Origin of the sequence: Alcaligenes sp. GCM10023179 (assembly GCF_042653705.1) — a bacterium.
GTDB classification, from domain to species: Bacteria; Pseudomonadota; Gammaproteobacteria; order Burkholderiales; family Burkholderiaceae_B; genus Alcaligenes; species Alcaligenes phenolicus.
Genome location: NZ_JBHSIQ010000001.1, coordinates 1033361 through 1050705 on the forward strand (window position 1 = coordinate 1033361; position 17345 = coordinate 1050705).

13 protein-coding genes are annotated in these 17345 nt (G+C 56.7%); 8 read left to right on the plus strand and 5 right to left on the minus strand.

Going from position 1 to position 17345, the window contains the following annotated elements:
* Positions 1–10: 10 nt before the first annotated feature.
* From ACFPDR_RS04580 to ACFPDR_RS04600, 5 genes are all read left to right on the plus strand, one after another.
* Complete coding sequence (locus ACFPDR_RS04580; protein ID WP_088450643.1) at positions 11–1165, plus strand: iron-containing alcohol dehydrogenase; 1155 nt, start codon at positions 11–13, stop codon at positions 1163–1165.
* 314 nt (positions 1166–1479) lie between these two features.
* Positions 1480–2154, plus strand: coding sequence for a hypothetical protein (locus tag ACFPDR_RS04585; RefSeq protein WP_376910689.1), 675 nt, complete (start codon positions 1480–1482; stop codon positions 2152–2154).
* Complete coding sequence (locus ACFPDR_RS04590; protein WP_376910691.1) at positions 2147–2842, plus strand: RES family NAD+ phosphorylase; 696 nt, start codon at positions 2147–2149, stop codon at positions 2840–2842. Before ACFPDR_RS04585 ends, ACFPDR_RS04590 begins: the two co-directional genes overlap by 8 nt.
* An 85-nt stretch (positions 2843–2927) precedes the next feature.
* Positions 2928–3845: a hypothetical protein gene (locus ACFPDR_RS04595; protein WP_137431175.1), complete on the plus strand. Its 918-nt coding sequence runs from the start codon at positions 2928–2930 to the stop codon at positions 3843–3845.
* Between the two features lie 106 nt (positions 3846–3951).
* Positions 3952–5703 carry a DUF4153 domain-containing protein gene (locus ACFPDR_RS04600; protein ID WP_137431174.1) on the plus strand — a complete coding sequence of 584 codons (1752 nt, stop codon included), beginning with the start codon at positions 3952–3954 and terminating at the stop codon, positions 5701–5703.
* A gap of 48 nt (positions 5704–5751) precedes the next feature.
* Here ACFPDR_RS04600 and ACFPDR_RS04605 read toward each other — a convergent pair whose 3' ends face one another.
* The 5 genes from ACFPDR_RS04605 to fdnG all read right to left on the minus strand — a co-directional run bounded on the left by ACFPDR_RS04605 (position 5752) and on the right by fdnG (position 12455).
* A complete protein-coding gene (locus tag ACFPDR_RS04605) occupies positions 5752–6654 on the minus strand; it encodes an alpha/beta hydrolase (RefSeq protein ID WP_376910694.1) in 903 nt (300 codons plus the stop codon).
* Between the two features lie 291 nt (positions 6655–6945).
* Complete coding sequence (fdhE, locus tag ACFPDR_RS04610) at positions 6946–7818, minus strand: formate dehydrogenase accessory protein FdhE (protein ID WP_376910696.1); 873 nt, start codon at positions 7816–7818, stop codon at positions 6946–6948.
* The gene (locus ACFPDR_RS04615) at positions 7815–8468 is read right to left on the minus strand and encodes a formate dehydrogenase subunit gamma (RefSeq protein WP_203145569.1); all 654 of its coding nucleotides are present in this window, start codon (positions 8466–8468) and stop codon (positions 7815–7817) included. Before ACFPDR_RS04615 ends, fdhE begins: the two co-directional genes overlap by 4 nt.
* Complete coding sequence (fdxH, locus tag ACFPDR_RS04620) at positions 8452–9366, minus strand: formate dehydrogenase subunit beta (RefSeq protein WP_376910699.1); 915 nt, start codon at positions 9364–9366, stop codon at positions 8452–8454. Before fdxH ends, ACFPDR_RS04615 begins: the two co-directional genes overlap by 17 nt.
* Positions 9363–12455, minus strand: a complete 3093-nt coding sequence (fdnG, locus tag ACFPDR_RS04625) for a formate dehydrogenase-N subunit alpha (protein ID WP_376910701.1) — start codon at positions 12453–12455, stop codon at positions 9363–9365. The genes fdxH and fdnG overlap by 4 nt, the downstream gene beginning before the upstream one ends.
* A gap of 265 nt (positions 12456–12720) precedes the next feature.
* Here fdnG and ACFPDR_RS04630 point away from each other — a divergent pair, with 265 nt between their 5' ends.
* The 3 genes from ACFPDR_RS04630 (at position 12721) to ACFPDR_RS04640 (ending at position 17293) form a co-directional block, all read left to right on the plus strand.
* Positions 12721–13665 (plus strand): helix-turn-helix transcriptional regulator, encoded by a 945-nt coding sequence (locus tag ACFPDR_RS04630; protein WP_371476386.1) that lies wholly within the window; start codon positions 12721–12723, stop codon positions 13663–13665.
* A gap of 147 nt (positions 13666–13812) precedes the next feature.
* Positions 13813–14988, plus strand: a complete 1176-nt coding sequence (locus ACFPDR_RS04635; RefSeq protein ID WP_376911059.1) for a Bcr/CflA family efflux MFS transporter — start codon at positions 13813–13815, stop codon at positions 14986–14988.
* Positions 14989–15094: 106 nt separating this feature from the next.
* Positions 15095–17293, plus strand: coding sequence for a TonB-dependent siderophore receptor (locus tag ACFPDR_RS04640; RefSeq protein WP_376910704.1), 2199 nt, complete (start codon positions 15095–15097; stop codon positions 17291–17293).
* Positions 17294–17345 lie beyond the last annotated feature (52 nt).

Consider the following 17345-nt stretch of genomic DNA (forward strand, 5'->3'; position numbering starts at 1 on the left):
GAGAAAGCCCATGTCGGCATTCGAGTTCAGAACCACCCCCGCTATTTATGTTGAAAGCGGAGCCGCTGCCCGGCTCGGTCAGATCCTGCGCAAGCGCTACTCGCAAGAGCGCGTTTGTCTGGTGACTGACCGTTTCCTGCACGAAAGCGGCTTGCTGGATCCTGCCCTGGCTGATCTGAAAGCCAACGGCTGGACCGTGCAAGTGATTGACGATGTTATTGCCGATCCTCCAGAGCACATTGTTTTGCAGGCAACGGAGCGCGCTCGCCAGGCCAAAACGGAAATCGTTGTTGGCCTGGGTGGCGGTTCGTCCATGGACGTGGCCAAATTGCTGGCCGTCCTGCTGGCGTCAGACCAGCCCCTGCAAGAGATGTACGGCATTGATAATGTGCGCGGCTCGCGCCTGCCCTTGGTGCAGATCCCGACCACGGCGGGAACAGGCTCGGAAGTGACGCCTATTTCCATCGTGACCACCGGCGAAACCACCAAATCCGGCGTGGTGGCTCCCGAGCTGTACGCAGACCTGGCCATTCTGGACTCGCAACTGACATTGGGCTTGCCACCGCGCATCACCGCGGCGACCGGTATTGATGCCATGGTGCACGCCATCGAGGCCTACACCAGCCGTATCCTGAAAAACCCGCTGTCGGATAATTTGGCCAAACAAGCCCTGCGTCTGATTGGCGGCAAACTGGTGCACGTTTGTCGCAACGGCCAGGATGCCGAGGCTCGTCAGGACATCTTGCTGGGTGCCACACTGGCTGGTCAGGCTTTTGCGAACGCTCCCGTGGGTGCCGTACACGCATTGGCTTACCCGATCGGCGGTATTTTCCACGTGCCACACGGCTTGTCGAATTCGCTGGTCCTGCCACACGTTCTGCGCTTTAACGCCCCGGCCGCAGCCCCGCTGTATGCCGAACTGGCGGAAGTGCTGATCCCCGGCATCCAGGGTGATGAAGCCTCCAAGACTGAGGCCTTCATCAACTTCATGGAACAGATCGCCATTGATACCGGCATCGAGCGCCAACTGCGCGAAGTCGGCATCAAGGAAAGCGACCTGCGCCGTATGGCCCAGGAAGCCATGAAACAAACCCGTCTGCTGGGCAACAACCCCCGCGACGTGACTGAAGACGACGCATTCGCTATTTACAGCGCCGCGTTCTGATAGACCGCTAACAGCGGAAACCTTTTTGCCTGAGTCTGGTGCTGTGCCGGCTCAGGCTTTTTTTTGCCTGCGAAATGGTGGTAGCGACGTTAATAGAGAGGGAGTGGAAGTTAGGGGGAGTAGCTGTGAGCTATGACGCTTCGATTTCCGCTTTGGTAGGCGGCAGGATAACGGTGTGGTGTCTGCTTGATGAGTGTCAGAACGAACGAGCAGGTCGTACTTTGGGATGGGCTGGTTGTACTAGTCGTGATTTTTTAGGTTATTAGGGTTATGGTATTATTAATCATCATAAATAACCTTCAAGGAGTATATCCATGAGCGTCCTGGTAAGTAGTCCCAGTGTCTCGACCTTGGTGGGTACGCCCAAAGAGGTTAAAGCTCGCTTGGGCCGTTCGCAGGCCGAGCAGGTGTTGGTGCTGGCTTTCGATCACATCAAGCCCGCCGCTTTCAAGGCTTTGGCCGAGAACTTCACCAATGTGGCCTCGTCCATGTTCGAGGTCTTGCAGGAGCGGCAGGACAAGGAGTCGCTGGAGCGTCTGGCTGAAGTGCTGGTGCCCCGCACGCCACCATCGCCCCGTCTGCTGAAAGAAGCCGCCATGTTGGTTCAGGCCCGCACCGCGGTGTTGGAAAGCGGGGATTGGCTTAGTGCTGCTGATGTGGCGCAACTGGCGGGCTTAAGCACCCGCAACCCTAGCGCCCAGCCTAATAAGTGGAAGAAGCAGGGGCAGATTTTTGCCATCAATCATGGTGGCGCGGATTACTTTCCTGGCTATGGCCTGGACCCGGCTACCAGCTTCCGTCCTGCCAAACCATTGGCTCAGGTTCTGGAGATTCTGGCCGGGCATAAAGACAGCTGGGGCATGGCCTACTGGTTCATGTCCAACAACAGCTTCTTGGGTGGCAAGCGCCCGCAGGACTTGTTGATTTCTGCGCCGGAAAAGGTCATCGCCGCTGCGCAAGACGAAGTGCAAGCCGTGGCTCATGGCTAAGCCTGCGGCTCTGGATAAAAAGCACATCCCGGTGGAGGGGGTAACGGTAATCCCCGTTCCGGACGGTGAGCTGCGCCTGACCTTGATGGACTGGCCCAAAGGGCAGTTACTGCATCGCGTTCATCAAGATAAATATTTGGCGACTCAGTTCAATCCGGGCACGCAGGGCAATGCGCGTTTCAGTCCGATTCAGGATGAACAGGGCAAGCCGATTCCCACCTTGTACGGTGGCACCAGCCGCGATTGCGCCATGATGGAGACTGTCTTTCATGACGTTCCGCACGCCGCAGGCTTTAAAAGCTATGACAAGAAAAAGCTGTTGGGGCAGGTGCATTCCACCGTGCTGCTGAACGCGCCTTTGGTTTTAGTGGATCTGGCCAGCGTTCCGCTAAGGAAACTGGGTGTGACACGCAAGCAACTGATCGACACTGAAAAAGATCAATATCCGGCAACCCGCCTGTGGGCTGCCGCGATTTATCAGCAATGCCCTCAAGCCCAAGGCTTGTGCTGGGTGTCCCGGCAGGACGATTCGGCGCGAGCCGTGATGCTCTTTGGGAATCGTGTCGCTAAAAGTATCTTGAAATCGCAGGGGATATCGTTGAGTTTGAGTGAGGACTCAGCCACCTATGATGCCGTGCTGGAGCTTGCCGAGCGGATCGGCGTCATGATCGTTCCGGGCGATGTTTAAGTAAATGGGGGCTTGGCCTCAATCTATAAACTATTTGAAGTAGATCCCGTATAAGTAGTTTTAGTCTGTTTTTAGGGTTTTCCATATGATGAAGTTGCTGACAAAGTCTATCTGGCCTTCTATGAAGAAAATCAAGGAGCCAGGGGAGATGGTCGTCGTTGTTGCTTATGTTACGGCGGACCTTTTGGGTTTGGGAGAGGGCGATATCCTGATCTGTGATGCTTCTAATGTGAATGTGGCTAGTGGTGCTGTGTCAGCCATTGCTTTAGAGAGTCTTTTTAAAGCTGGTGTCACACTCTTTAGCTTTACGGGTTTGCATGCCAAACTAGTTTTGACATCAACGCATGTTTTGGTGGGCTCTGCCAACATGACCCAGAACACAAGTAAGCTCTCAGAGGCTTCTGTGTTGTCGGATGATCCGGTTCTGTTGAAACAAAGTAGAGGGTTTGTTGACAAGATGCTGGCAGATGAGCGGCTTATCCCGATTGATCAAACAGAGCTAGAGCGTTTATTGAAGATTCGAGTTGCAGCTCAGAAAAACTCGGGAAAGAGTGTAAGGGAGGCCCAGCTGTGGGTGAGTAAAGTCGATTTCTTGCCTGAAAAAAAAGCGGATGAAATAGCGCAATATATTGGATCCCTTAGTGACAGTGGGATGCCATGCGAGGATCCTTTCGTCGTTTTTTCTCGTAAAGATAGTACGTTGGCAAAGAATATTGGTATTGACGACTATTTTATTTCTGTTGATGAAAATGCGAATACGGTAGGGCCGCAGAAAGTGAAAGCAACTCTTAAATGGCCAATGAAGGGTAAGAGTGCGGGCGAGCAGATAGTTATCGTTTTGGAGGAATCAGCAGAAGAAGTTTCTGAGATCCCTTGGGAGACAGTGCGCTTGGCATTGTTGCAGGAGGACATGGAGATTTCTACTCGAAAAGGTATACGACCTGGTCTCACTCAACTAAGTAGCTCGGCACGAGAAAGGACTGAGCAGATTTTTACCTCTTGACGCAGGGCGACAAGGTGGGCGGTATTAAACTAGCTAGGTTCTGCGGGATGTAGCGTGGGTCTTCCTCCTGTGCTGTCCTTCTTGAATCGACTGCTTTTTACTCACCATGATTGCGATTACCCTTTCTTCCTTACAAAACCGGCGCACCCTGATCTTGTGTCTGGCTGGTGCGGTGCTGGGCCTGCTTGAGTGGGTCGCCTTCAGCGAGCTGATGATGGCGCCTGTGACGCATGAGCGGATCTGGGTCTCCTTGTTGCTGGCAGTGGGGATTTTTGGTGTTGCCTCCTTTACCCTGCTCATGCACGTGACTCTGTCCAAAGCCTTGTTGGCTGCCGTGGGGCTGGGACTAGTCAGCGGTGTGCTGATCTTGCAGGGACTAGGTGGATATGCCGAGGCGGATCTGTTCTGGCGGGCACCGCAGATGTGGGTGGCCATAGGTCTGTTAACGACGATCACTCTGCCATTTCTGGCTATTTTGATAGAACGTGCACGGGACTGGGCGAATTACCGCCGCCTGTTCGAGCTGAGCTGGTCCATGGTGTGTTCCTGGGCGGTGGCCTTGTTCTTTTGCGGCCTGGCTTGGGGCGTGCTGATGGCTTGCCATATGCTGCTCAGCTTTGTCGGCATTAGCCTGCTGGGGGACGTCTTGATGGAACCCGCAGTTGCGGCTGTGGTTTCTGGTGCTTTGGTGGGAGCAGGTCTGGCGCTGGCCTCGGATTCGGAGGGCGGCTATCTGTCCCCGATTCTGTTGCTGAAGCTGCTGCGTTTGCTGACCCCTGTTTTGCTGGTGGTGATGGTGGTGTTTATTGTCGCCTTGCCCTGGCGCACGGGTGAAGGCTTGCCACTGGCGGCCTTGTGCGTGGCGGCCGTTCTGGGGGCCTCGACGCTGGTGTCTTCGGTTGTCGCGGACGAGGACACGAATGCCAGCGCCACTTCTTTGTTGCGCGTTTCTGCTCGTTTGCTGGGCTTTGTCATGCCGGTGCTGGCGGGCGTGGCCTTGTGGGCGATAGGGGCTCGGGTTGTTCAATATGGCTGGACACCAAGCCGCGTTCTGGTAACGACGGCAGCGCTGGTCGCGGCGGGCTATGGGGTGAGCTATTTCTGGGCTGCCTGTCATCCTCAACGCTGGATGGCGCGAGTGCGTCGCTCCAATGTTGGCATGGCTTTGGTGTTGATTGTTCTGGCAGTGATCTGGCTGCTGCGCATTGCTTCTCCTGAAGCCATTTCTGCTGCCTCTCAAGTAGCCAGGCTGGAGGCCGGTACGCTGGCAGCGGATGATTTCCCCGATACACAAATGCGAATGTATTGGGGGCTGCCGGGGCAAGAGGCGGTGGAGTATGCCGTCAACAAGAATTTACTGGATAAAGAAGTCGGACAAGAGGAAGACGGCACAGTACCGGATCAGGAGCTGAAGGTCTGGGAAATAGGCGAGGACAAGGGGCGAGAGATGCTGCTCGGTTCCTTGCCAAGTTCTCCGGCTGATCACCCTTTGCGCCAGTCTTTTATTGAAAAGTATCCAGGCTGGGATATTGCCTATTTGGTCAAGGCCTGCGAGACCCGAACTCCCGGTGAGCATGCTGGTTGCTTGCTGGTATTTGCAGATTTGTTGCCGGGTGAAGCAGGGGAAGAAGCGATTGTCCTGTCGGTCAACAACCCCATGAGCAATGGGGCCGTGTTTGTGCAGACGGCGGAGGGGGAATGGGAGAAGGCGACGGCCTTTACGCCCGGTTTGTCTCTGGACAATATGGGCGTCATTATTGATGGCATTTACGCCAAGGGGGCAGTCATTGAACCAGCCCCTTTCAATGTGCTGAAACTACCAGATGGTGGCTTTATTGGCGTGGGCCAGCGCCCTTGAAGGCAGGGGGCTGACCTTGCTCAGTAGTGATGCCCCCGGTGGGCATCGCTATTGAGCGGCAATTCTGAGTGCTGGTTTCAATGAGGCCGCCAGCATTTGCCCATGGTTCAGTTCGCTGAAGTTTTCGTAGCTGACATTCAACCCTGCATCTTGCAGATGCTTGGCCAGATCCTGCGTAGACCATTGAGCTGCCGTATTGCTCATGGAGGTATTTCTGCGCTGTCCGCCCACCATGATGGCAATTTGCTTGTCCTTGGCCAGCGAGGTATTAAAGGCCTGAGCGGTCTTGACCAGAATCCCGTCATGCCACCACAGGGAAGGATCTCCCGCGACGTAACGCTGGTACAGATCAGGGTGGGTGAATAGGGTATGCAAGGTGAACAGGCCGCCATAGGAGTGACCCCACAGCGTCTGGCGGGAGCGATCAATAGGTTCGCGTTCTTCTACCGCCGGCTTGATATGCGTTTCGATGTAGTCCAGGAAAATATCTGCACCGCCCCCTAAGCGACCTCGTACTTCTACCGTTTTGCTGACGCCGTTTTCCGTAACGGGAGGCGTGTAGTCGAAGGCGCGGGCAATCACATCGTGGCGCGCTTCGGTGTCGTAGCCAATGGCAACCAGGACCGGGGCAGACAAGGCGCTGATGGCTTTCAGGTCGTCCACATCAATACTGGCCATGGCGGCATTGCCATCCACCATATAAATCACCGGATGACCGCGTGCGGGAGCGGGGCGGTTGGGCGTGCCTATCTGTATTTTGTAGTGTCGCTGGCCGTCTTCCGAGGACATGATCAGCGTCTCAAAACGGTACAGACTTTGTTGCTGGTCCACGATGGAGGGGCCTGCTGCTTCGTTCCAGGGGCGCTGGGTTTGCTGGGCGTGGGTGGGAAGTGTGAACGCCAGGCAGAGCGTGGCGGCACTGATCAGAAAGCGGGGCAGGGAGGTCTTCATCAGGGTCGGAATATAGAATGCTGAACAGGAATCATTCTTGATTATAGAGTGTGCTGTCTGGTAGAAAACAAATATCCGGACAACAAATCGTATCTATATTATGAGGGCGCTACTGCTCAGCTGTCGATGACCTATTGCTGGTTATTTGGAGCTTGCAAATTGCTATCAGGTCTTGGCTGCCTGTTCTTGTGATGATGCAGCCACGAGAGAGGAGTGTATAGAGTGTGAGGCTGGTAGCGAAGCGGATATAAAAAAAGCCCGGATCAGCGTTGAGCCAGTCCGGGCGTTTCTTTACAGGGCCTGATCGGGCAAGGCGAAGGGGTTCAAACCCGTGCGACCATAACCTTCTTCGGTCACAGCATCGTCCAGCACCAGGCTGGCCAGGTCATCGGCGACGCTTTCTGCTGCCGCATCGCGTTCCTGTGAGATGACTTTCAGATAGCTATGGCAGTGACCACAGCTTTCTGCACGGACGACCGCCTCGGTCGTTTCAAAGCTCAGATAGTCCAGATCGCCGGCGTCGGCGCAGTTCGTGCACTTGGCACGAACCATATGCCATTCACACTCGCACAGGGAGCAGTGCAAGTAGCGCAAGCCTTGGCGCGTGCCTTTGTGGATCAGGCTGGCAACAGGGGCGCCACCGCAAACCGGACAACTGGCAGACTCTTCCTTGCTGTTTGCAGGCAAGGGAAGAGCTCGTGCGGCCAGGGCAACTTCCAGAGACAAGGCGGCCCATAAAAACGGAGCCAGTGCCTGGGAGACGGCGTCGAACTGGTTTTGTGCCAAGGCCAGGCCTGCCTCGCGACGTGCCTGGGTGCTCATGGCGCGCAGCGCATCCAGATGAGGGCTGATAGCGGGCGAGGCGCTGGGAGCAAGCTGCTCCAGCAGGGCGTCCAGATGCGCTGTCCAGGCACCCTGACGAGCAATGGCAACAGGATCGACGGCATCGGCATCCGATTGGGCTTGTTCCGAAACCTGGGCCTGTGCCTGAGCAATATCGGCAGCCAGCTGCAGATAGGCCTCAAGCTCATGGCCTTGAGCCAGCTCGCGCAGACGGGCTGCGCGGGCGGTGTACAGCTCGTGCAGTTCGGGCCGCAGGATGGGATCAAAATGCCGGGTGGAGGCTTCCGACGGCACGGAGCGGACGATAGGGATTTCGTTCATGCCTTGCCTTCCTTCGCATCTTTTTTTGCAGCCTGCAATTCATCATGCCAGCGGTCGTGGTGATGACGTATCCAGGCTTTGGAGACATAGCCGGTCACCATGCCGGTGATGGAGCCGCGCACCCAGATCGCCAGATAGATATGGCCCAGAATCAGCAAGATCAAACCAATTCCGGCGACCGAGTGGATCAGGATGGCCAGGCGCAACACGGGAATGCTGAAGAACTCGGCAAAGTACGCGCGCCACATGATCAGGCCCGATACCAGCAGCGTGACGATGGACAGCATGATCAGCCAGAACAGCACTTTCTGACCGGCATTGTATTTACCGATACGCAAAGGCTGTTTGGCGTTATTCAGGATCACGCCTTTGACATTACGGAACCAGATCAGATCAGTTTTTGCTGGCAAGTTGTACTTCACAAAACGCACAAACATATAGCAAAGGCCAACGAAAACCGCGATCCCTAGAAAGGGATGCAGGACGCGGGCCAGTTGCGGTGTGCCCAGGAAGGAACTGAGCCAGGAAAAAGAAGGGTAAAACCAGGACAGCCCTGACGTTGCAGCCAGAAAGAAGCAGAGCACTACTGCCCAGTGGCACAGTCTTTCGGGGAATTTGGTGCGCAGAACAAGATTATTTTTCTTGGCCATGATCGCCTCCTTCAGATGCCTTTGCCTCTGTGTCCTCGTGGTCCTCGTTAACACTGTTCGGGCCTACGCCAATAAAGTGCGCTGCCATCCCTGCGACAGCCACGGCGCCTGCCACCGTTGCAGCGGGTTTGAGCACATCTTTCCAGCCACCGACCACCGAGCTGATGTGCGGGTCTTTGGGCAGACCGGCATAGCGCTGGGGATCGTCCGCGTGTTGCAGCACGTACATGACGTGGGTACCACCTACGCCTTGCGGGTCGTACAGGCCGGCGTTTTCATAACCGCGCTCGTTCAGGTCCTCGATACGGCTCAAGGCCAGATCTTTCATTTCCTGTTTGGAGCCAAACGCAATCGCGCCGGTGGGGCAGGTTTTGGCGCAAGCAGGTGCCTGGCCCACGGTGACGCGGTCCGAGCACAGCGTGCATTTGTAGGCCTTGTTGTCTTTCTTGGAGATGCGCGGCACGTCGAACGGACAGCCCGCCACGCAGTAACCGCAGCCCACACACAGGTCGGACTGGAAATCCACAATGCCATTGGCATATTGAACAATCGCACCGGGAACCGGGCAGGCTTTCAGGCAACCGGGGTCTTCGCAGTGCATGCAGCCGTCCTTGCGTATCAGCCATTCCAGCTTGCCTGCTTCGTCCTCGTGTTCGGTAAAACGCATCAAGGTCCAGCTGTCGGGGCTCAGGTCGCTGGGGTTGTCGTACACACCGACGTTTTCCTCAACCTGACCACGCAAGTCGTTCCACTCATTGCAGGCCACCTGACAAGCCTTGCAGCCGATGCAGATGGACACGTCAATCAGCTTGGCCAATTCCATCTGGTGGTCACGCACCTGCGGGGCAGGCGTGACCGAGTTGGTGGCCGAACGGCGCACTATGTTTTGCGAATTCATGCCGTGGCTCCCTTCATTTTCTCGACATTGACCAGAAAGGCTTTGAACTCCGGTGTTTGCGTATTGGCATCGCCTACGCCGGGGGCCAGGGTATTGGCCAGAAAGCCCTTGCGGGTTTCACCTTCAAAGCCCCAATGGCAGGGGATACCAATTTGCTGCACTTCCTGACCCGCAACGGTCAGGGTCCGCATGCGCTTGGTCACCACGGCCTTGGCTGTGATGTAGCCACGCTTGGTGGTGACTTTGACGGTGTCGCCGTGACGGATGTCTTTTTCAGCGGCCAGTTGCTCGCCAATTTCCACAAACTGTTCAGGCTGCAACATGGCATTCAGATAGGAATGCTTGGTCCAGTGGCGGAACAGTTCGGTAATGGAGTAGGTGGTGGCCACATACGGATAGTCGTGACGGTTGCCCATGCGCTCGGCATCATTGGACAGAATCCGTGCCGTTGGGTTGTGTGTCACCTTTTCGTGCAGCGGGTTCTTGGCAATCGGGCTTTCTACCGGCTCGTAATGCTCCGGGAAGGGGCCGTCATTAATGCCTTTTTCCGAGAACAGGCGGCCCAGACCTTCGGGCAGCATGATGAACGGGGCAGCAGGGCTACCGGGAGGCAGGTTGGCCGGGAAGTCCGGAATATCGGCCCCGGTCCATTGCTTGCCATCCCAATGCAGGATTTGACGTTGGGGATCCCAGGGATTGCCCATCTCATCCATGGATGCACGGTTGTACAGAATGCGCCGGTTGGCCGGCCAGGCCCAGGCCCAGCCGGGAGTATTGCCCAGGCCCGTATCGGTATTGTCCCGATTGGCCATCTGGTTGCCTTTCTCCGTCCAGGAGCCGGCAAATACCCAGCAGTAGCTTTGCGTGGTGCCGTCATCGCGCAGTTGCGCGAAGTTGTCCAGCAACTGGCCCTTGCGCAGGATCTGCTTGCCGTTGTCGTCGAACACGTCAGCCAGCGCATAGCCATTGGCCTCTTTGGCCACTTCTTCGGGATGCGGGAAGTGTGGGTCGTGATAAGTATCGGCGTCCCAGGTCATGCTCAGAACCTGCTCGGGACAGGCACCGCCTTCCTCTTCGTACAGGCGACGCAACTCCATCATGATTTCGCCCAGAATATTGGGGTCATGACGGGCCAGCCCTGGAGGTTGCTGCCCGGCGTAGTGCCACTGCAACCAGCGGCCCGAGTTCACGATGGAACCGTCCTCTTCAGCAAAACAGTTCGATGGCAGGCGGAACACCTCCGTCATCACTTCTTCTGTCTTGATGTCGTTGAACTGGCCTTCATTGCGCCAGAAGCTCGAGGTCTCGGTGACCAGCGGGTCCACAATAACCAGGAACTTCAGCTTGGACAGAGCCTTGGACGTCTTGTTCTTGTCCGGCATCGCGGCCAGCGGATTAAAGCCCTGCGCAAAGTAACCGTTGACCTTGCCTTCATACATCATGTCGAAGTAGGCCAGCATGTCATAGCTGCGATCCCACTTGGGAAGCAGGTCAAAGGCAAAATCGTTGGCTGGCGTGGCGTGCTTGCCGTACAGGTTCTTCAGCAAGGAGATGAAGAACTTGGGTGTGTTTTTCCAGTAGTTCACCTGACCGGGCAACACATCCTTGGGCGTGGTTTCTTCCAGATACTGCGCCAGCGTCTGCTGATTGTCCGAGGGCAGGTTCATATAACCTGGCACACGCAAGGACAGCAGGCCCAGGTCGGTATAGCCCTGGATATTGGAGTGGCCGCGTAGGGCGTTCACGCCGCCGCCAGCCATGCCGATATTGCCCAGCAAAAGCTGGATCATGGCAGCGCCACGAATAATCTGTGCGCCACCCGTGTGGTGCGTCCAGCCCAGCGCATACAGCCAGGTCAGGGTTTTGTTCTTGGCCGAACAGGAACCAATGATTTCGGCAATCTGCAGGAAATCGGCCTGCTTGACGCCGGTAATGTTCTCCACGACTTCGGGCGTGTAGCGGTCCACGTGGGCTTTCAACAGCTGCAGCACGGAACGTGGATGCGTCATGCTCATGTCGCGCATCACTTCGCCGTTCTCGTCCACCGCATAGGTCCAGGAGGACTTGTCGTACACCTTGGTTTGCGGGTTGAAGCCCGAGAACACCCCTTCGTCAAAGGTGAAGTCGTCGCGCACGATCAGGGAGGCGTTGGTGTAAGAGCGCACGTACTCGTGCTGAATCTTGTCGTTCTCCAGCAGCCAGCGCACCATACCCATCAAAAAGGCGGTGTCCGAGCCAGCGCGGATGGGCGAGAAGATGTCCGCCACGGCCGCCGTGCGGTTAAAGCGCGGGTCCACCACAATGACCTTGGCCTTGTTCTTGATCTTGGCCTCGATCACCCATTTGAAACCGACCGGGTGGGCTTCGGCGGGATTGCCGCCCATCACGATCACCACGTTGGCGTTCTTGATGTCCACCCAGTGATTGGTCATGGCACCGCGCCCAAAGCTGGGGGCCAGGGCCGAGACGGTGGGGGCGTGACAGAGCCTCGCCTGGCAATCGATACCCAGCATGCCCAAAGCGCGAGTGAACTTGAAGTCCAGCAAGCCGGTTTCGTTGGAGGCTGCCGAGGAGGCCAGAAAGCCTGAGGACAGCCAGCGGTTCACGACCTGACCTCTCTCGTTCCTGGCAATGAAGTTGGCGTCGCGGTCGTCCTTCAGCAAGCGGGCAATGCGTCGCGTAGCGTCTTCCCAGCTGATCTTGACCCATTCCTTGGAGCCGGGCGCCCGGTATTCGGGGTGCAGCAGGCGATTCTTGGAGTGGATCATGTCCAGCAGGCCAGCGCCTTTCGGGCAAAGCGAGCCACGGCTGACCGGATGATCCGGGTCGCCTTCAATGTGAAAGATACGGGGTTTCGCATTCTTGGAGCCATCGCCCATGGAGTACATGAGGATGCCGCAACCGACTGAACAGTACGTACAGTTGTTGCGAGTTTCTTTGGCGCGCAGCAGTTTGTAGGGCCGGACGGCTGCAGGAACTTGAGCGGCGGCTGTCGAAAGTCCCATCGCGGTAGCCGACAGCGCAGCTGCCCCAGCACCAAGAATTTTGAGAAATTGACGCCGACCAAAACTTGGCACGGTGTTATTCATGAAGGATTCTTCTTGCAAAAAAGGTAGTGGCAAAAGGATCACTAATTGCCGGGGCGGATTATAGCAGCATGCTTATAGGGTGCCCGGCTATTGGCATATAGGTCCTTGAAAAGGCAATAGTTGTGGCATAAAGGGGAATGTGGAAGTCGCCATATAATTGAGAATGTGTGCTATTCTCATGTGGTCTATTTCACTCTTTCCTGCCATCCGCGCCATTAAAGAATTATTTGCGGGCCTGGCTCGGGCTGCTTGCTCCCACACTCCTATGATCAGATTTACGGTATCGGACTTTGACCGACTCGGTAGTCCGACGGGTTTTCGCTATTGCTTGCCGGATTACAACGGACCCAAGCAGGACATGGAGCAGGTTTGTATTGCCGAAGGGCGCGTGCAGGAATACGAGGTCCGGCCCGGCATGAAGATGGTGCTTTCAGACATCATCACTCACCACCAATACCAGGCGACCTCTTTGGCCGCGCCGCAGTTCTCGGCCATTGTCATGCTGCAGGGTCGAGCGCAGACTCAGCTCGCCAGCCAGAACACGGTCAGCATGATGGCTCAAAGTGGGGCCACCATTGCACATGCGGACGCGGTGGCCATGACAGGAACTCATCCTGCTGGGCAGCGTCTGCGTGGCTTGAACATCACTTTACATACGCCTGACAGCTTGGCGGACTCGCCCTTGGGAGAGATGCTGGCCAACGTCATGGGTTCTTCGCGGATACGATTGCAACGCTGGGCGGTGCCCCCGCATTTGTTGAGCGCGATCGATCAGTTGATAGACAGTCCCTGGCAGGGCACCTTGCACAATCTGCTGCTGGAGGGTGTCAGTTTGCAAGTGCTGGCGCATGCGCTGGATGGCCTGGCCCGAGAAACAGAAAAAGATTCCCCCGTCTCCGCGCGCGACCGGCAATTGCTCGAACGTGTCAGAGAGCGCCTCTACCATTCGCCTGGCGAGGACTACACCTTGGCAGATCTGGCCAAACTGGCCTGCATGAGTCCCAGCACTTTGCGGGTGAAGTTTCAGGCGGTCTATCAATGCTCGGTATTTGGCTGGCTGCGTGAGCGCAGGCTGGAACTGGCGCGAGAGTATCTGGCACAAGGCTGGAGCGTACAGCAGGCAGCGCACTATGTAGGCTATCGCCATGCCACCAACTTCGCCACGGCATTCCGTGAGCGCTATGGCATCTCACCCAGCGAATTGAACTAGGCTGTCCCGTCATTGCCCAAAGCTCTTCAGGCATTGCGCATTCCCCGACGGTGCTTGCATCGCTCATGCTGAAAGACCCTGCCCCTTGTGGGCCGCTTCTTTTTGTATGTGACTGTGCCGCCTTTCCTGCTTCCTCCGTATCCCTTGATGGTTTTGATGTTGGGCCTGCTGGCCTGCGTGGCACCGGCCACCATTGATGCCTATTTACCTGCATTCAGCGCTCTGGAACAGGAATTCAATGTGCCGCCACACAGCGTGCAGCAGACCCTGGGTGTGTATATGTCTGCGTATGCGGCCATGTTGCTCTTGCACGGTACCTTCTCCGATGCCTGGGGACGCAAGCCAGTGGTGCTGGTTTCCTTGCTGGTTTATGTGGCTGGTTCTGTGATGGCGGCTGTAGCGCCCAGCTTCTCGTTCTTGTTGGCGGGCCGTGTCTTGCAGGGTTTGTCCGCCGGAGCTGGCTTGGTCATCGGGCAGGCCATGGTGCGTGATTGCTATCAGGGGCAGCAAGCGCAGCGCACATTTTCTTATATCTTGCTGGTGTTCAATGTCTCGCCCGCGCTGGCGCCGATTGTGGGCGGGCAGTTGATCGCCCATCTGGGCTGGCGCTCGGTGTTCTGGATGCTGGCCGTATTGGCCGCGCTGGCGGCTTGCTTGTGTGCGCTGCGCCTGCCAGAGACCTTGCCGACGTCCAGACGTCAGCCTTTGGTCTGGTCGCAGTTGCGGGTCGAGCTATGGCTTTTGTTGCGCAATATCCCTTTTATGGGGATGAGCCTGGCTTTGAGCTTGTTGATCGGTGTGCAGGCATTTTTGATTGGTGCCGCGCCTGATTTCATTACCCATACCTTGAAGCTGCCCGAGACCGCGTTTGCGGCCTTGTTCGTGCCCTTGGTGATTGGGGCCAGCGCGGGAGCCTTGGCCTCGGCTCAGCTCTCCCGTCTTTGGGAAGCGCGCAAGCTGATTACTTGTGCCTATGGCTTGATGCTGGGGAGCTGCCTGGCCTATGTCGCCTACCTGGCACGTGCTGCAGAACCCGCGTTGCTGTGGGCGGTCGGGTTGCCGGCATTCTTTGCCGCCGGGCTGGCCATGCTGTTTCCGGTGATGACCATGCAGGTCTTGGCGCAGGTTCCCGCACGCGCAGGGCTGGCGGCTTCCTTGCTGGGGTTTTGTCAGATGGCTACCTTTTCCCTGGTCAGTGGCTGGTGCGTACCTTGGGTTTACGGGCAGCCTGTGCGCATGGCGGCCGCGATGCTGTTGGCCGTAGTTGCCAGTCTTGTCGCCTGGTTTTGGCTGCAAAAGCGTGCAAATCGGGCCGTGTCATAGGCAGGACTGATGTTTGGCATAGCGTTTTTGCGTTTGTGAATACATCGCTCTCAAGCATGAAGATGATAATTGTTCGCATCTAAAACCTTTGCTGAGATCCACCTTCATGTTTGCCGTTTCTTCCAGCTCTGCTCGCCTGCGAGTGCGTTTGCTGACACCTCTTACTCGCTCCGCCATGCTGCTGGCGGCCGCGGGCAACCCAGCCTGGGCACAGGACAAGGCTCCTGATCAATCCCCCGTAGAGCTGTCCACAATTACGGTTAAAGGCAATCGAGATCCGGGGGTGACCGAAACCAGCCAGTCCTACACCACCAAGGCAATGAGCACAGCCACGGGTTTGTCACTGTCCATTCGTGAAACACCGCAGTCGGTCAGTGTGGTGACCCGCCAGATGATGGAAGATCGCGGTATGCAGACAACGGCCGATGCCCTGCAAAGCGCCCCGGGTATTTCCGTGACGCGCAGCGATACCAACCGTTATTCCTTTTCTTCGCGTGGCTTTGGTATCGATAACTATCAATTTGATGGCTGGACCCAGCCTGTGCTCTCGCCCTGGGCTTTTGGTGAAAGCAATCTGGACCTGGTGGTGTTTGATCGGGTTGAAGTGGTGCGCGGTGCGACAGGTTTGATGACGGGGGCGGGCAGCCCCTCGGCCTCGGTCAACTATGTACGCAAGCGTCCCTTGCGTGATTTTGCAGCATCGGGGGGCGTGGACGTAGGCAGTTGGGACTTTGCCCGTGGCTATGCCGATGTTTCCACACCCATTACCGAAGATGGCCGTATTCGCGGGCGTATTGTGGGTGCTTATGGCAAGGCCAACAGCTACACCAGTTTGCAGGACACCAAGACGCGCACCTTGTATGGCGTGATTACGGCTGATCTGATGCCGGGCATGGAGTTGACCGGTGGCGTGGCCTATCAGTCCAGCTCGAACAATGGCTTTGGCAGTGGTTTCCCGCTGTTCTATAGCGATGGTTCGCGTACAGACTTCAAGCGTTCCGTTTCCAACAATACGGACTGGTCGCGTATCGAGAATGACACCACCACAGGCTTTCTGGATTTAAGCCATCAGTTCGCCAATGAGCTGAAGCTGCGCCTGACTTATAACCAGTCGCACACCGATGCATCCATGAAGCAGATTTTCCGAGGCGGCTACCCGGATCGGGAAACCGGCTTGGGTACTGCCAACTCCTATTCCTATTACAAGGGGGATGTGCGTCGCAAGGCATTCAATGCCTCTTTGTCCGGCCCCTTCGAGCTGTTCGGTAAAGAGCATGAGTTCTCTGTGGGCTGGATGATGTCTCAGGACCGCGTCTCCTTCCCGCAGTATCGCGCCCTGGCACCTTTGCCGGATGCGGGCAGTTTTTATCAGCCGGGTCGCGTGCCCGAACCCGTGTGGTCAGGCGAGCCCTCCCAGGCGGATGACATGAGCAACAGACAGTCTGGTGCCTATGCCGTAGGGCGTTTTTCCTTGATGGATAATCTGCGCTTGATGGTAGGTGGACGCTTGAGTAACTGGGAGACGGACCAGACCTACTTTGGTGCCAAACGCCAGTATCGCAATCGCAATGAGTTCATCCCTTATGCCGGCCTGATCTACGACTTTGACGACACCTACACGGCTTACGCCAGCTATACGGAAATCTTCAAACCGCAGAACGCCCGCAACGAACAGGGTGATCTTCTGGCTCCCATCACGGGTAAAAGCTACGAACTGGGCTTGAAGGCCGCTTGGCTGGATGGCCGCTTGAATGGGGCGGTATCCGTGTTCCAGACCCGCCAGGACAATCTTGCCGAAGCCACTGGCAATAACGTGATCGGCGCGCCTCCCAATACCCCCGCTTATCGCCCCGTGTCGGGAGCCAAGGTAGAAGGTATCGAGCTGGAGCTGGGCGGGGAGTTGATGCCCGGTTGGAGCTTGGCCAGCAGCTTGACGACCTTCACGGCCAAGGATGCACAAGGCAAACCCATCAACACTAGCAAGCCACGTACTTTGTTCAAGCTCTACACCACCTATCGCTTGCAGGGCGATTGGCAAGGGCTGACAGTGGGTGGTGGTATCGACTGGCAAAACCGCATGTACCAGGATGCGACCGCACCGGGCCGTAAAGTGGTCAAGGTAAAGCAGGGCAGCTATGCCATCGTCAACCTGATGGCGCGCTATGACTTCAACAAGCGCATGTCCGCCACCCTGAACGTGAATAACCTGTTCGACAAAAAGTACTACTCGCAGATCGGGTTTTATAACCAGGGCTGGTATGGGGCGCCCCAGAACGTGATGCTGTCCTTGCGGGCGCAGTATTAAGAGAGAAAGGTGCAGGCAGTAGAGCCTGATGCAAAAGCCTGCTTGTCATCGC

Excerpts from the sequence above, each read along its gene's own strand:
- ACFPDR_RS04580 (WP_088450643.1), top strand. The coding sequence starts at position 11 with ATGTCGGCATTCGAGTTCAGAACCACCCCCGCTATTTATGTTGAAAGC.
- ACFPDR_RS04585 (WP_376910689.1), top strand. The coding sequence starts at position 1,480 with ATGAGCGTCCTGGTAAGTAGTCCCAGTGTCTCGACCTTGGTGGGTACG.
- ACFPDR_RS04590 (WP_376910691.1), top strand. The coding sequence starts at position 2,147 with ATGGCTAAGCCTGCGGCTCTGGATAAAAAGCACATCCCGGTGGAGGGG.
- ACFPDR_RS04595 (WP_137431175.1), top strand. The coding sequence starts at position 2,928 with ATGATGAAGTTGCTGACAAAGTCTATCTGGCCTTCTATGAAGAAAATC.
- ACFPDR_RS04600 (WP_137431174.1), top strand. The coding sequence starts at position 3,952 with ATGATTGCGATTACCCTTTCTTCCTTACAAAACCGGCGCACCCTGATC.
- ACFPDR_RS04605 (WP_376910694.1), bottom strand. The coding sequence starts at position 6,654 with ATGAAGACCTCCCTGCCCCGCTTTCTGATCAGTGCCGCCACGCTCTGC.
- fdhE (WP_376910696.1), bottom strand. The coding sequence starts at position 7,818 with ATGAACGAAATCCCTATCGTCCGCTCCGTGCCGTCGGAAGCCTCCACC.
- ACFPDR_RS04615 (WP_203145569.1), bottom strand. The coding sequence starts at position 8,468 with ATGGCCAAGAAAAATAATCTTGTTCTGCGCACCAAATTCCCCGAAAGA.
- fdxH (WP_376910699.1), bottom strand. The coding sequence starts at position 9,366 with ATGAATTCGCAAAACATAGTGCGCCGTTCGGCCACCAACTCGGTCACG.
- fdnG (WP_376910701.1), bottom strand. The coding sequence starts at position 12,455 with ATGAATAACACCGTGCCAAGTTTTGGTCGGCGTCAATTTCTCAAAATT.
- ACFPDR_RS04630 (WP_371476386.1), top strand. The coding sequence starts at position 12,721 with ATGATCAGATTTACGGTATCGGACTTTGACCGACTCGGTAGTCCGACG.
- ACFPDR_RS04635 (WP_376911059.1), top strand. The coding sequence starts at position 13,813 with ATGGTTTTGATGTTGGGCCTGCTGGCCTGCGTGGCACCGGCCACCATT.
- ACFPDR_RS04640 (WP_376910704.1), top strand. The coding sequence starts at position 15,095 with ATGTTTGCCGTTTCTTCCAGCTCTGCTCGCCTGCGAGTGCGTTTGCTG.